General features: G+C 43.0%; 16 protein-coding genes and 5 pseudogenes. 2 read left to right on the top strand and 19 right to left on the bottom strand.

Annotated features, from left to right (window positions below; translation table 11 throughout):
- Nucleotides 1-37 precede the first annotated feature (37 nt).
- The 14 genes and pseudogenes from ITG10_RS15965 to ITG10_RS15895 form a co-directional block, all read right to left on the bottom strand.
- Nucleotides 38-373 carry a 5-carboxymethyl-2-hydroxymuconate Delta-isomerase gene (locus tag ITG10_RS15965; protein WP_017629707.1) on the bottom strand — a complete coding sequence of 112 codons (336 nt, stop codon included), beginning with the start codon at nt 371-373 and terminating at the stop codon, nt 38-40.
- Between the two features lie 60 nt (nt 374-433).
- Nucleotides 434-868 carry a GNAT family N-acetyltransferase gene (locus ITG10_RS15960; RefSeq protein ID WP_017629706.1) on the bottom strand — a complete coding sequence of 145 codons (435 nt, stop codon included), beginning with the start codon at nt 866-868 and terminating at the stop codon, nt 434-436.
- Nucleotides 869-961: 93 nt separating this feature from the next.
- A complete protein-coding gene (locus ITG10_RS15955; RefSeq protein WP_017629705.1) occupies nt 962-1,378 on the bottom strand; it encodes a GNAT family N-acetyltransferase in 417 nt (138 codons plus the stop codon).
- A 45-nt stretch (nt 1,379-1,423) separates the two neighbouring features.
- Nucleotides 1,424-1,855: pseudogene (locus ITG10_RS15950) on the bottom strand (DUF2000 domain-containing protein).
- 74 nt (nt 1,856-1,929) lie between these two features.
- On the bottom strand, nt 1,930-2,379 hold the full coding sequence (locus tag ITG10_RS15945) for a DUF3291 domain-containing protein (RefSeq protein ID WP_248386514.1): 450 nt from the start codon (nt 2,377-2,379) through the stop codon (nt 1,930-1,932).
- 85 nt (nt 2,380-2,464) lie between these two features.
- Complete coding sequence (locus ITG10_RS15940) at nt 2,465-2,923, bottom strand: GNAT family N-acetyltransferase (protein WP_017629703.1); 459 nt, start codon at nt 2,921-2,923, stop codon at nt 2,465-2,467.
- Between the two features lie 109 nt (nt 2,924-3,032).
- Complete coding sequence (locus ITG10_RS15935) at nt 3,033-3,386, bottom strand: tRNA-binding protein (RefSeq protein WP_017629702.1); 354 nt, start codon at nt 3,384-3,386, stop codon at nt 3,033-3,035.
- A gap of 166 nt (nt 3,387-3,552) precedes the next feature.
- Nucleotides 3,553-3,957, bottom strand: coding sequence for a DUF1801 domain-containing protein (locus tag ITG10_RS15930; protein WP_017629701.1), 405 nt, complete (start codon nt 3,955-3,957; stop codon nt 3,553-3,555).
- 76 nt (nt 3,958-4,033) lie between these two features.
- The gene (locus ITG10_RS15925; protein ID WP_017629700.1) at nt 4,034-4,522 is read right to left on the bottom strand and encodes an ATP-binding protein; all 489 of its coding nucleotides are present in this window, start codon (nt 4,520-4,522) and stop codon (nt 4,034-4,036) included.
- 65 nt (nt 4,523-4,587) lie between these two features.
- Complete coding sequence (locus tag ITG10_RS15920; protein WP_248386513.1) at nt 4,588-5,121, bottom strand: HD domain-containing protein; 534 nt, start codon at nt 5,119-5,121, stop codon at nt 4,588-4,590.
- A gap of 72 nt (nt 5,122-5,193) precedes the next feature.
- Nucleotides 5,194-5,531 (bottom strand): annotated as a pseudogene (locus ITG10_RS15915) (GNAT family N-acetyltransferase).
- Nucleotides 5,532-5,671: 140 nt separating this feature from the next.
- Nucleotides 5,672-6,010, bottom strand: a pseudogene (locus ITG10_RS15910) (aldehyde-activating protein).
- A gap of 187 nt (nt 6,011-6,197) precedes the next feature.
- The gene (locus ITG10_RS15900; protein WP_248386511.1) at nt 6,198-6,413 is read right to left on the bottom strand and encodes a hypothetical protein; all 216 of its coding nucleotides are present in this window, start codon (nt 6,411-6,413) and stop codon (nt 6,198-6,200) included.
- Nucleotides 6,406-6,846 carry a hypothetical protein gene (locus ITG10_RS15895; RefSeq protein WP_248386510.1) on the bottom strand — a complete coding sequence of 147 codons (441 nt, stop codon included), beginning with the start codon at nt 6,844-6,846 and terminating at the stop codon, nt 6,406-6,408. Before ITG10_RS15895 ends, ITG10_RS15900 begins: the two co-directional genes overlap by 8 nt.
- Nucleotides 6,847-7,045: 199 nt before the next feature.
- On the opposite strand from ITG10_RS15895, the pseudogene ITG10_RS26345 reads away from it, so the two are divergent.
- Nucleotides 7,046-7,929: pseudogene (locus ITG10_RS26345) on the top strand (site-specific integrase).
- Nucleotides 7,926-8,977: pseudogene (locus ITG10_RS15875) on the top strand (transposase). The pseudogenes ITG10_RS26345 and ITG10_RS15875 overlap by 4 nt, the downstream one beginning before the upstream one ends.
- A gap of 260 nt (nt 8,978-9,237) precedes the next feature.
- Here the strand turns inward: ITG10_RS15875 and ITG10_RS15870 are convergent.
- From ITG10_RS15870 to ITG10_RS15850, 5 genes are all read right to left on the bottom strand, one after another.
- Nucleotides 9,238-9,963, bottom strand: coding sequence for a hypothetical protein (locus ITG10_RS15870; protein ID WP_248386507.1), 726 nt, complete (start codon nt 9,961-9,963; stop codon nt 9,238-9,240).
- 59 nt (nt 9,964-10,022) lie between these two features.
- Nucleotides 10,023-10,172 (bottom strand): hypothetical protein, encoded by a 150-nt coding sequence (locus ITG10_RS15865; protein WP_248386506.1) that lies wholly within the window; start codon nt 10,170-10,172, stop codon nt 10,023-10,025.
- 561 nt (nt 10,173-10,733) lie between these two features.
- The gene (locus tag ITG10_RS15860) at nt 10,734-11,756 is read right to left on the bottom strand and encodes a transposase (protein ID WP_248386505.1); all 1,023 of its coding nucleotides are present in this window, start codon (nt 11,754-11,756) and stop codon (nt 10,734-10,736) included.
- Complete coding sequence (locus tag ITG10_RS15855) at nt 11,753-12,469, bottom strand: tyrosine-type recombinase/integrase (protein ID WP_248386838.1); 717 nt, start codon at nt 12,467-12,469, stop codon at nt 11,753-11,755. Before ITG10_RS15855 ends, ITG10_RS15860 begins: the two co-directional genes overlap by 4 nt.
- Complete coding sequence (locus ITG10_RS15850; RefSeq protein WP_248386504.1) at nt 12,427-12,612, bottom strand: hypothetical protein; 186 nt, start codon at nt 12,610-12,612, stop codon at nt 12,427-12,429. Before ITG10_RS15850 ends, ITG10_RS15855 begins: the two co-directional genes overlap by 43 nt.
- Nucleotides 12,613-12,679: the final 67 nt, after the last annotated feature.

The raw sequence follows: 12,679 nt of genomic DNA, 5'->3' as shown, positions 1-12,679 counted from the left end.
GAGTACAATGCCCAGTGAGTCCAAGCGATTATCAGAGCTATACAATAACCTTGCTGTAGCTGCTTCGATCCATATCGACCACTTCTATCGTAATGGAGGCATCCACCAATGACAAAGACTCTAACTGCGTCATGACTGTGTTTGATAAAGTGGCTTTATTTGCATCGCTACGACCGGACAATATACGCAGTGTAACGTGAATAAAATCTTCTTTGGTTGTACCTGTTTGGTAGTGCTCATAAGCAACACTTCGAACTTTAATGTCTCGTCCGTCAGCCTCAAATAAGCCGGAGTTCAATGCTCCTAAAAATACTTTGTTGTTCAGCTGATCCGGTTTGATCGTAGAGGAATGTTCGATAATACAATGAGGCAAAACTAAATCCTTAAATACATACAATGTGAAGTGCCACCAGCACTTAGCGACACCAATTAATTAAACGTTATTGTTACTCGAGCTATTGTAGGAATACATGCGAACTTCATCTCTGGGAAACCATCCCAACTTTTCATAGAATTGTTGCGCATTAATATTGTCGTTATATACGAACAAGTGTGTTTTGGGGATACCTAGCCCAGTAAGCGCATTAACCGCTTCCGATACGAGCTGACAGCCAAGTTTCTGCCCTCTGAAATTGGTATCCACAGCGAGGTGTTGTAGATAGCCTCTACGACCATCAGTACCCACTAATACAGCACCAACAATCGTTTCATTAGATTCCGCGACAAAACTCAACCCCGCGTTACGTTCTAGATAGCTTGCAATGCTCTCTTTTGAATCAGCATCGCGAATGCTCATACCTTCAGTTTGACACCATAGGTTGATGACAGACTCATAGTCTTCGATGTGCATCTCTCGAATCTTAACCACTCCACTCTCCTTGTTTCGAGCAATATTTATTAGCAGTAATTAATAACGCGCGACTTACTCTTTAACCTGTTACTGAGCAAATTGGTAAGTAAGCTACCCGTTGAGCGTCTTAGTAAGAAACGACAGTGATGAGTCTACTGGGTAATTCTCCAACACCATTTGGCATTCATAGCCATGTTTTTCATAGAAAGGCTTGGCTTGAAAGCTTAAAGTGTCGACAAGTGACGATGTACAGCCTTGGGTTTGCGCGTACTCTTCAATGAGTTGTAGAAGCTTTCCTCCCACTTGTTTCCCTCTCATCGAGTCGTCTACCCAAAGAAACTTAATCAACAACCAATTTCCCCAAAGATCAGCGATAATGCCACCGACTTTATTATCACCTTCCAAGGCATAGTAACCCACTTGAGATTTGGGTATACCTTCCAGAAATGGCGTGTTGTGCTTAATTAAACCACTTCGGACTTCGTTGATGTCCTTGTCTGATGGCTCAATATCGAGTTTGTATTCCATGTTTTTACTAATCCGGGATAAACGTTTGACGGTGTGAACCAAAATTTACTTATAAAGGCTAAACTTCTTGGTAAATTCGCGGAGGGTTTCAGTGTCACCAAATAGGCATACACCTAAATATTCTAGATCCGCCTCTTTGGTTTCTTTCGGTTCTCTGTTGTTGCTCGACAGAACCACCTTCGATCATCGTGCTCGTGAAATCAGTGAATTTGATACCGCGGCTAATGGCCTCTTCACGTACTTTTCGAAGCTTGTTCGAATTGTCGGCTTTCAAAACAATGAAAGGATAATGAGACAAATTAGGGTGAGTGCCGTCATCCATATCTTGATAGTCAACGTAACAGGTTTCACCTCATTCAATTGATTCGACAAGCCAACACTCAAATGCCCTAGTACATTCAGCGTTCTTCCCAAATCCATCTTCTTACTTAAAACAGCAATAAATCGTTTCTGGTTTTCATCTGGCAAAGTGCTCACTGCGTTCCCTTAATTGTTGGCGGCAATACATTAGCTTTATAACGTATTACCGAGGTGTAGACATTGCAAGTGCTTCATCTAGGAGCTTCTGACTCTGTAAAATTGGTTTTGAATGTAAACGCATAAGGCGAATCACCCATTTCTCTTAGGTGCTCTAACCGCTCAATCGCTTCATCAAGACTTGGAATGTGTGCATCTTCAACCCACCAAAGCACATAGGTGTCTTCCGCTAAGCGATGAAACCACTCACCTTTTCTTCGCATGAAGTCACGATGATGAGTTCTAAACATAAAGTTCTTTAAAGAGTCCACAGAATCCCAAACCGACATATTGACGATCATATTCGGATCATCAAAAGCTTTAATGTTGGTCGCATCACCAGATTCGTCTTTGAGACGCCAAACAAAGCCTTCACTGCTTTCAGCTATAGCATTTACCTTATCCAGATTGTCGACAAAGTCTTTGATTTCTGGTGCATCTAAAGCGTACTTCGCTAGAGCAATATTTAATTGAGCTAATTTCACAATGCTTCTTCCTTGAATGATTATGATAAAAATAGAGAACGTTTTATGGTGTGTGTGACTAAAATATCATGTTTGATAATGGAATCTAGAAGTAGTCTGGCATTGAGCCTTTGAACTCGGCGTCATCACTCGCAATATACATACAATCAGAACCTTCAACACTGACAAATCCAAGTCGTTTATAAAACTGTTGGTCGATATCACTATGCAGGTATAAAACCTCACAATTTTGATGAGCGAATAACTCAGCTTTTACTAAGTTAACTAACTTGGAACCATAACCTTTGCGTCTTAGGGTTGGAGGAGTCGCCACAGAACCTAAACCGAAACTACCTTCTTGAAGACCGAACGTGCCGCTGTAAACAATGAGAGCAGAGACAACTTGTTCCTTTTCGACCAGTACATACCATGTTCCCCTGAAATATTTACCACTGTTACGACAACAAGATAAATATTCATCTAAAGAAAGGCCATCACCCCATACATCGAAGCCCATTAGATAAACGATATCGAGCTCATAAGGTTCAGCTAATCTTAAGTACATGATAGTTAATTTCCCTATTTAACCAATACATAAAATATCTCTCAAGCAATAGACACCCAATCTTAAACAGAAGTACGTATGGAATATTCCGCTTCAATGCTCTGGTTCGTTAACCCGCTCTAGCACCATTGGGCATTTCGTTTTCAGGGCAAGCCAAGCACGGTTGCAGTTTGTCTTCGTAGCCGATGTCGAACAACATTCCTTGAGACACTTCACCTGCCATCTTTCTTTCTGGCAAGTTCACGACAAACAACGCTTGCTTGCCTTCAATTTCCTTCGGGTTTTCTCGCTCTTGCTTTATACCCGCCAAGATTGAACGTTGATGATCGCCAAAATCTACTGTCAGCTTCATTAACTTATCGGATTTAGCGACTTCAGAAACCTCGGTGATTAAACCCACACGAATGTCGATTTTCGCGAAATCATCAAATGTGATTTCATCTTTGATTGGAGCGTGTTCCATGTTTCTATCCTCATGAAGACTTAAGCAGAAAATACCAAGCGTTAAGAGTCCATCATAAATTCTTTATTATCTTTTGGCACTCGTAGTGCTGAACAATTAGTCTTTAACGAGACGCCGAACAACTTTCTCGATTGGTGAGATAAAGCAGATACTTCGTGATAAAACATCACGAGCCCAGAAGCGGTAGGTGTTTTCGTTGGTGATAAGTTAAGGCAAGTTCTAGGCAATGTTTAATTTCGGGCTCTGGCAGCGGATCGGATAAGCGCAATTCAATTGCCCTATCTCCTTGAAACCGCAATACATCACCATGCAACTCTCGAAAGGTGTCTACCAACTTGGTTTGGCAGTGAAAATACAGATAATAGTTATTCGGTGATTTCAATTTCCAGTCGATTCGAACTGGGCTACCTGTCTTTACGCTGTAGCTGGGTTCTCCCCACTTCAACGACTCTTCGACTTCGCCCAACTGCAAATCGGATGATAGTTTGAAGATAAGTTCTCGTAACTCTGCAAGCCGAATTCGAGCATTTACTGGATACTCTTCGAAACGATCTTTGACTGCCTTGTCCATTGAAACCTCCTAGTCCAGTAACCTTAAATCCGAGCTCAATACCACACATTATAAATCAGCTTTACATGCTTAGTTATTACTTCAATTGGCCGTCACGCTGAACCCGAACAACGTCTTCGTTTGGTGCTGGGATCTCGAACCACGACCAAAACAATTCGAGCATCTCCGGCGTCATTTCGTATGACTTGCCATGCAACTCGGAATTACGTGCAACTGCTCTCTGTTTACAAGTATCAAACGGAACATCAAGGTAATGAACCTCACTTTCAACACCCAACTTTTCAGCCCAATTTGTAAAGTTTTCTCGATCGACTTTACGCCAAAAACCGAAGTCAAAAATAACAGGAACGCCAAGAGTAAATAGTTGCTGCGCCGATTCTTTGAATAAATCTTGAAGCGTAGCTAAACGTTGATCAAATACCTCACGCTCCATATGCTCGCCATACAAATGAATCATCCACTCATCAATTGAAAAACGAAAAGCGCCATATTTATCTGCAAGCTGCTTGGAATAAGTCGTTTTTCCTGACCCAATAAAGCCACACACGAAATAGATTTTAGTCATGGTTTCTCGTTACCCTTGTCTTTAAAGCGTGTTATTTGCTGATGCTAAAGATTCTGTGTCTTTGTCTATGATGGCACGTACCGAAGCTGTAAGTTCATCGCTGTCAGTGTACTTTCTGCCATAATACAGATTGAAACCATAATCAAAGTTATCTGGGTTTTCCCTTGTGTATGTTGTAGCAAGGTTTCGATTTTATCGAGAGCTTTAGCTAACTTTGCTTCTTCTGATGACGCGTTTTCGTATTCATCCCAAAGCACAAGAATATCTTGTTGCAACTTATCAGGGAGAGGCGCAATCAAGGTAATCAGGTCCAGCCTTTCTTGCTCTCCTTTATTCGAACCTTCTACTTGTTCAATGGCAGCAATATCACCACCAATGGCCTCACCCAAGTCGTGAATGATGCACATCTTGATTAATTTAAGTGAATCAAGATGTGGGTACTGCTCTGAGAACATCATCACCATTAAACATAAACGCCAAGTGTGTTCAGCGGTACTTTCATGTCGACCATTTGAAGTACGAGCTGTTCGCAATGTGTTCTTAAGCTGCTCTGCACCTCTTAAAAACTCCAAGACGCCTTCAATTTCTATATTTTTCATCACATTATTTCCGGTGAATTCATAGTGCACTTGGTGCCAAGTGTGAGAACCTCATTTAACACCAACAGTTGGCTAGAAGAACTTTTTGGACATGTTGTAGAACCTATCATCAGAGCTATCAACTACAAAGCCCACTCTTTCATAAAGTCGGAATGCTGGGCTAATTTTAAAGACTCGTAACTTCAGTCGATTTACACCTAATTCAACCGCTAAACGTTCACATTCAGCAAAGGCAAGCGCACCAACGATTTCGCCATTGAGCAAAATATCAAAGTTGGTCAAATCGCGAATTTGCTCTTCGATCTTAACGCAATCCCATTCGACCGAGTATTGCTCATAGTAAGAACGCATATTTAAAAAGTAATCTTCGCCGAAGCTGATAGATCTTTTGTTTGCTGGTACGAAATCATGAATCCCCGAACACTCAATTTACGTGTTTACTCTGCTGACAGCTTACCCAAATAAGAGTGGTATAAACAACTGCGCTAAAAGCCGATTCAGCCCCAAATTGCCGAACATTGAAAATCTGTTCCATTTTATTGTTTGGGACTTAATACGATGCGCCATTGATCTTACGAACAGGAATACGCGAGATAACTTCGTTTTCAGCCATTCTCATATTTACTGCTAAAATATCTTCGGAGCATTTCTGCGTTGTTACATAATGCGTTAGGCAGCCACATGAATTGCAGCGGTGAAACTCTACTTCTTTGTCTCCCCAACAGTAAAAATCAGTTTGTTCAATCATATTGATTTGAACTTACTCGGGAGAAAAGTAAGCCCAAGCCGCGGCATAACGACGACAAATAGAACAGTTACACTCGCCAACTTCTTTAGGGAGCGAACTTAATATCAAACTTACGTTTCCACAGTGACACTTTAATTCCATCCAAAAAATCCCTGTATTCACATCAAGCCAAGTAAAGGCGTTAGTAATGCTGCCACGAAACTTCCTGCGCAGCTAACGCAGCTGTTAAAGGGTGAGCAATGCAATAACCGCCGCAAATCACCTTAAATACTAAAACCAACGTATAGTGAAAATGCCAAGCGTTACAAATCACTCTTAAACAGTTAGTTTAATAGTTGTGCTCTTGCGTACAGTGATAAAAGTCAGAAGATAAGTTCACTCGTTTGAAAAGATCGCTAGACGTAATAAGCTCGAGTAAAGTATGCATTGCGACTCCATACTCGCTTAACTTTTGATCATCGTCACTCAATTCATAATGCTCATCATATGCCGCTTCATCATAGCCAGACATGCCATAAAGTGCGATAGCATAACGGTTACTCAATCTCCGATATTTTCCTCACTCGTTCACGGGTCTCTTCGGACCTATATGTGTCCTCTAACCTATTTATCTCGCGCTCAGCGTTAATCAACCTCAACAACTCAACTTTATGCGTACCGGTCAAATCAGATTCATCTGCCTTAACTTTCTCTTGAATTTGTGTATCTATAATTCCGTCCAAATCAGACCAAGTATCTAACTTATCCTCTTCGTATTCTTCAAGCTCTTCCCAACTGTCTAAGGGTTTGTTTGCTTGATCCCACCAATCAATGTACTCATTGAGAGTTTTGTTGAAACCAGCTTCTGTATGGATGTAAACAACGCCTTCAGAAATAACTAACGCGTAAATACTTTCACTTTCATAGTTATCAATTAATACTCTTAGCTTAGGCTCAAGCGCCTGAAAAATTGAATCTGCGTTTAGACGCCTTCTCATAAAGTTTCCCTATTAAACTAACGCCCGCTTAAGTGGCGAATGGACGTGTGCCAGAATTGAAGCGAAGCGAAAATGGCACGCGTTTATGAGTCTGTCTTAAACGCTTTGTTGAACGAAGCCGCTACGCGGCAGAGTAAAACGAGTGCAAACCATACTCTTGTAACACCATCACCTGATGGTCGTTCACAGGAGTAACCCCATGAAACCCGATGACTTAAAACGCTACAACACCCTTTATGAACAACACCTTACCAACCTAAAGCTGCAAGGTAAACGACCCGCGACCATTGATGCCTATTCCCGTGCGGTTCGTCGGATCACCGCTCATTTCGACCGAGCCCTGATACATTAACGACCTCTGACCTCAAACACTTCTTCGCGTCTCTTATTCAAACCCACTCGTGGAGCACCATAAAACTCGATCGTAATGGCTTGCAGTTTTCTATCGTTACACGCTCGATAAACAGTGGGAATGGCTCAATATCGTCAAGCCGCCACAAGTAAAACGACTGCCCGACATACTGACACCGCAACAAGTCAGCTCGCTGATTAGCCACACTCGACAGACACGTTATCAAGTGTTTTTCTTACTCTGTACAGCATGGGGTTGCGCCTTGGTGAAGGATTGAACCTCACGGTTCACGATATCGACAGCCAAACAATGCGCGTTCACATACGCGAAGGAAAAGGCGGAAAAGACCGAATGGTGCCGCTTCCGCTGCGAACGCTTAAAGCTCTTCGCGTGCATTGGCTTACCCATAAGCACCCTTATTACTTATTTCCTGGCCTTGGTACATGTCGCGACACCCCCATGGATCGTGGCGGTATTCAAAAAACCATGAAACTTGTACTCAAAGAGTGCGGAATCAAAAACACGCCAGCCCCCACTCACTTAGACATTGCTTCGCTACGCACTTACTTGAGCAAGGGGTAGACCTGCGTTCACTACAAACGCTACTGGGTCATGCAAGCCTTAATACCACTGCTCGTTACACCCGAATGACTACGCTAAAACAACACGATGCTGCGATGGCCATCAATCATTTAACTGATGCTCTAGACTTAACGTGGAGCATTACATGAGTACCTTTATTGAACTGCTTCGCCAACATCACTCTGCGCTTAAACGTCACTATTATGCGCAGATGAATGGCGATATGCATCGAGCCATTGGGGCGATGCTCCGTTGTAAAACAGAACAACAAGGTCGCTCACAATGGTTCTGCAGTCACTGTCATCACAATGACCGATTACCGCTTTCTTGTGGTCATCGTCATTGCCCTCAGTGCCAACAACGTACCACCACTGATTGGCTTCAACGTCAGCAGCAAAAGCGGTTACCTGTTCACTATTTCATGGTGACCTTCACTTTGCCGTATCAACTAAGGGTCTTAGCAAGACATCAACCTAAAGCGATATATAGCGGTATGTTTAAGGTGGCATCAGGGGTATTAAAGGATTTTGCCAACAGGCAGCAGCAAGGTGAAATGGGATTCACTGCCGTGTTGCATACTCACAGCCGACAACGAAACTTACACCCACATCTGCACATTATCGTGGCGGCAGGCCAATACGACGCATCAAGGCAAACGTGGCACAAAGGCAACAAGCATTACCTCTTCAACGCGTTTGCTTTGGCCAAAGTATGGCGAGCAAGAATGCTAGAGACCATTAATCAACACCCAACGCTGTGGCTGCCGAGTGGCATACCCAAACAATGGGTGGTCGATTGCAGACAAGTGGGATACGGTCAGGCTGCACTCAACTATTTGGCTCGCTACCTCTATCGCGGCGTGCTGCCTGATGAAGACATCATCAGTATCACCGATGATACTGTCACCTTCCGCTATAAAGAGAGCCAGACCAATGCATGGCGAACGCGCACCTTGCCCACTCTGAAGTTCTTACTGCTCATTTTGCAGCACGCGCTGCCCAAAGGGTTGCAGCGAGTACGAGATTACGGTTTTTACGTGGTCAAGCACACGCCTTAAGAGCCCGCATTCAACTGTTGTTATTGAACTTGCTCTATATAATGCCGCCGCTAACCGCACCGATAAGAACCAAAGCAATACGAGTATGCCCTTGCTGTCAGCATCAGATGGCGTGTGTTGGAGTAAGTCGACCCATCTAGCCGAAAGGCATTTGATAATAAGGATAATGGCATCAACGAAAACAAAGGAGATGTAACGACGAAAGAAACGAAAAATAGCTAACTGGTTGATATGATTGCTATCGCAACCTTATCTTGGCCTCGCTCGCCTTGAGAAAAGCCTCAAAGCGATTTGCCCTTCATACTCATCGTACAATTTACTTAATAAAGTGGCTTCGGGCTTGTTCAACACTCGGGATTTAGTGTTGGCTGCGCAACACCTTAATCCTTATTTGTTAGCTTTATTGTTCTATAGCCTCATTCAACCAATTTAAAAGAACCCCATGAGAAAACTCAAAGAAGGTGTTAGCGGAGATTGGTAAGTCCTTTGATGACCAAGTTGCTCCTAAAGAGTGACTTGCTAGCCCCAAGAGCCCCTTTTCTGCAGGTGGCATATCCTTTTCAGTTTGGGAGGGAGCCCTACACAATGGGGCTGGGAATGGCACGCCACCATGCAATGCGTTTGAACGATAACCGTAAAGCATAGTTAAAATGCTTCTAAAGTTGGTTTTTGACCATTTAATTCGAGCCCAATCTCTAGGTCTTTTTCTAGGTTCTGCCGGCATGTAATTCAGACAGAACTTAACAAACTTATTAGTCGCCCCTAAAGACTTTTCGATATGCAGAGCAACCAAGTTACAAAGTTCTTCACCACCTTGAGACTCCAGCGCCATGTATAACTCTGGTTTACTCGCCTTTAATTTTTCCGATGGAAGATAATTCGACTTATCCCAAAAGTTAGCAGCCGTTTCTAATGCTGAGATCAGCATTAACCATGCTAGTTCAGGCTCACTTTCTACCATCCACAATGCATCTTGATACATTCTTGCACAACGGATTAAAGCAACATAATGATCTTCACTAAGTTTATGTAAAGTGCCAAAAGGAAAGGCATCAGTAATATTTACAGATTTGATAGCTGATGGGATTATCGGCTTAACAATTCTAGACGGGAAATTAGGAGCCACTCTATCAGCAGAGCGTGGTGTACCAAGCGGGTCTGAATTAAAACCACCGTACTCTCTTACTACCCCTCAGCTTTGACTCGAATGCCTAATATCAATGACATCAAAGCTGCGATTTCATCTGGAGCCCAGCCACCATGATATGATGAGCTATCGGTATCTAAGTCATAGCTGCGCTCAGTGGTGAGAAACCACTCAACCCTTAACATCATTGCTTCTGCAATTTCGCCGCTATTTCTGTACCATGGAATTAAGTTTAAAACATCATATGGCACAGACTCTTCTCTGAATTCACCTGTAATATAACTATCGGTAAATAAAGGAACCTCAAAATGGAATATGGTTTTACACCGCTTTCACGGCTTAAACTCAAATTCCAATACGATTGAATACCACCTGTTTTATTCAATTCTGACTCCGATATTGATAAATAAAGCTAACGCTTAAGTATTTATCCGTTGTCGTAGCACAATGGATAAATACCTGTTGAACAGGCCGCTTCTATCTATGGAATTTGCTTTTTAGGACTGACTTGCGTTCTACTCTTATCATTAAGACCGGTACCCCGTCAGCCGTCCATTTTCCACTTCTAGCCGCCAATTTATCTACAGCGACTATACCCGTTGCATAATCTTTTTAAAAGCGAACAATGCCCCTCTCTCGCAATAACACAACGATAATTTTATTCATTATAATCAGACAACTAGGTCAGTCGGTGCTCTGAAACGACTATCCTAGGTCTAATATTGATGCACACGAGTACCATGCTGTTGCTATGGCAGTTTCGGACAACAAGGTTTCTCTTTCAGCACTTCCGATTTCTCTGCGGGTCGCTTTCGTAAGCTTTGCCTAATTTCCGCTATCGCTTTTACCCGTACAGCATTAGCTAAAAAGCCATAGTAGCGTATTCGCATTAGCCCTTTAGGCAACACATGTAAAAGTAAGCGTCGAAGTAACTCGCCCGCATTACAACACATTCTTTGCGTCCCATTGGTTCGGTAGTCTTTGTAACTCATCGTGATACGGCCATCCACGTTATAACTTAATTGGTTGGGATTTAATCCGATACGATTGCAATACCGAGATAGATAACCCACTACCGCTGTAGGCTCGTGGAGTACAGGTTTACTGTACACAACCCATCTCTTACTAGCGGCTTCCTCTAATAAATTACTGTGCGTTGCTATCAACTCGCTTACTCGACATAACATCTCTTTCTTAAAGCGAACGGATAAGGCTTTAACCGGAAGCAGGTAACTCTCTTTTCTTGTCGGTTGCCATTGCCGATCTTTTGTAAGCACCCCACTCGGTAACAGGCAATGAATATGAGTATGTTGACTCAGATTTCTTCCCCAAGTGTGAAGAACCATCAATGCACCAAGTTGACCAACAAGATGATGCCGCTCATTAGCAAACGCGCATAACGTTGCCCACACTGAGTGAAACAAGCATTGATAAACCACCTTAGAATGCGCTTTAACCAAAGCATTGAACTCGTGAGGTAAGGTAAAAACCATATGATGGTAGGCCACAGGTAAAATATCTTGGCTTCGCTTTGTTAGCCATTGCTGTCTCATCTGCTCTTGGCAATTGGGGCAATGACGGTCTCGACAAGAGCTGTACCAACGCGTTTCATGACCACATTGCTGACAACGCCAGTCGTAGCTGCCCATACGCTCGGTCCGGCAGTCTCTTAAATGGTTAAGCACCTGCCACTGTCTCGGTGTGACTTTGCTTTTATCAAGCTCTTCTAAGCCTTGTGTTAATACGGCTTGGTAAGGAGATAATGCGTTCATTCGCTCTCCTCCCATAGTTGAGCAACTAAGTCGAACTTACTTCCGTCCGAGCTTTCGTTGTGATGACCTATCCAATGGGTGTACCTCAATGTCGTTTTGATATTCGAATGTCCGAGGTAACGCTGCAGAACATTCAAAGGCATGCCCGATTCAAGCTGATGTGTCGCATAAGCGTGCCTCAAGGCGTGTATTCCTCCTAATTTTCTGACGTTTGCCTCAACTTTTGCTGCTTTGAAGCACTTCTGCAAAGAACTAATACCCAATGGCTTTTTGGGCTCTAGGCTGGGAAACAGCACTACGGTTGGGTGATAATGACGCCAGTAATTTCGAAGATGATTCAGTTGGCTATCACCCAGTGGAACAAAGCGATCTTTTTTACCTTTACCACAATGAATGTGCAGTCGTTTCGCCGTACCATCGATGTCTTTCACGTACAAGCCTACGACCTCACTGACACGTCGGCCACACCCGTAACACATTTCAAGTGCGGTCTGATATTTAAGACTTCGACAATGACTAATGATACTTCTTACTTCCTCGCGATTAAGCAGCTCCGGTATTTTACTGGCACGTTTAATCGGGGGAACCAGTCGCTCTTCAAATTCTCTATTCAAAACGGCACGATAAAAGAACAAGATGGCATTCAAAGCTTGAGCACAAGTACTACTACTTAAGCTCCGCTCTGTGGTGAGCGTACGTAAATACGCACCAATCTGTTCATCGGTGAGTAAATCAGGGGACAGGTTCGTAAGTAGTAGATAGAATCTTTAACCCAACGTAAATAGCTTGCATGGGTTTTCGGAGAAAAACGGCGAACCGCCATTTCATCGATAAGTTGTTGTCTTAATGGGCTCATGATGTATTCCTTAATCTATGGATACATCATAAGTTTCGTCTATCGGGTAAGTGAGAGGAAAGTCCTC

Source organism: Vibrio sp. ED004, assembly GCF_023206395.1.
In the GTDB taxonomy this organism is placed as follows: domain Bacteria; phylum Pseudomonadota; class Gammaproteobacteria; order Enterobacterales; family Vibrionaceae; genus Vibrio.
The sequence above is the reverse complement of the archived record's forward strand: the minus strand, read 5'-3'. Positions and strand labels throughout refer to the sequence as shown.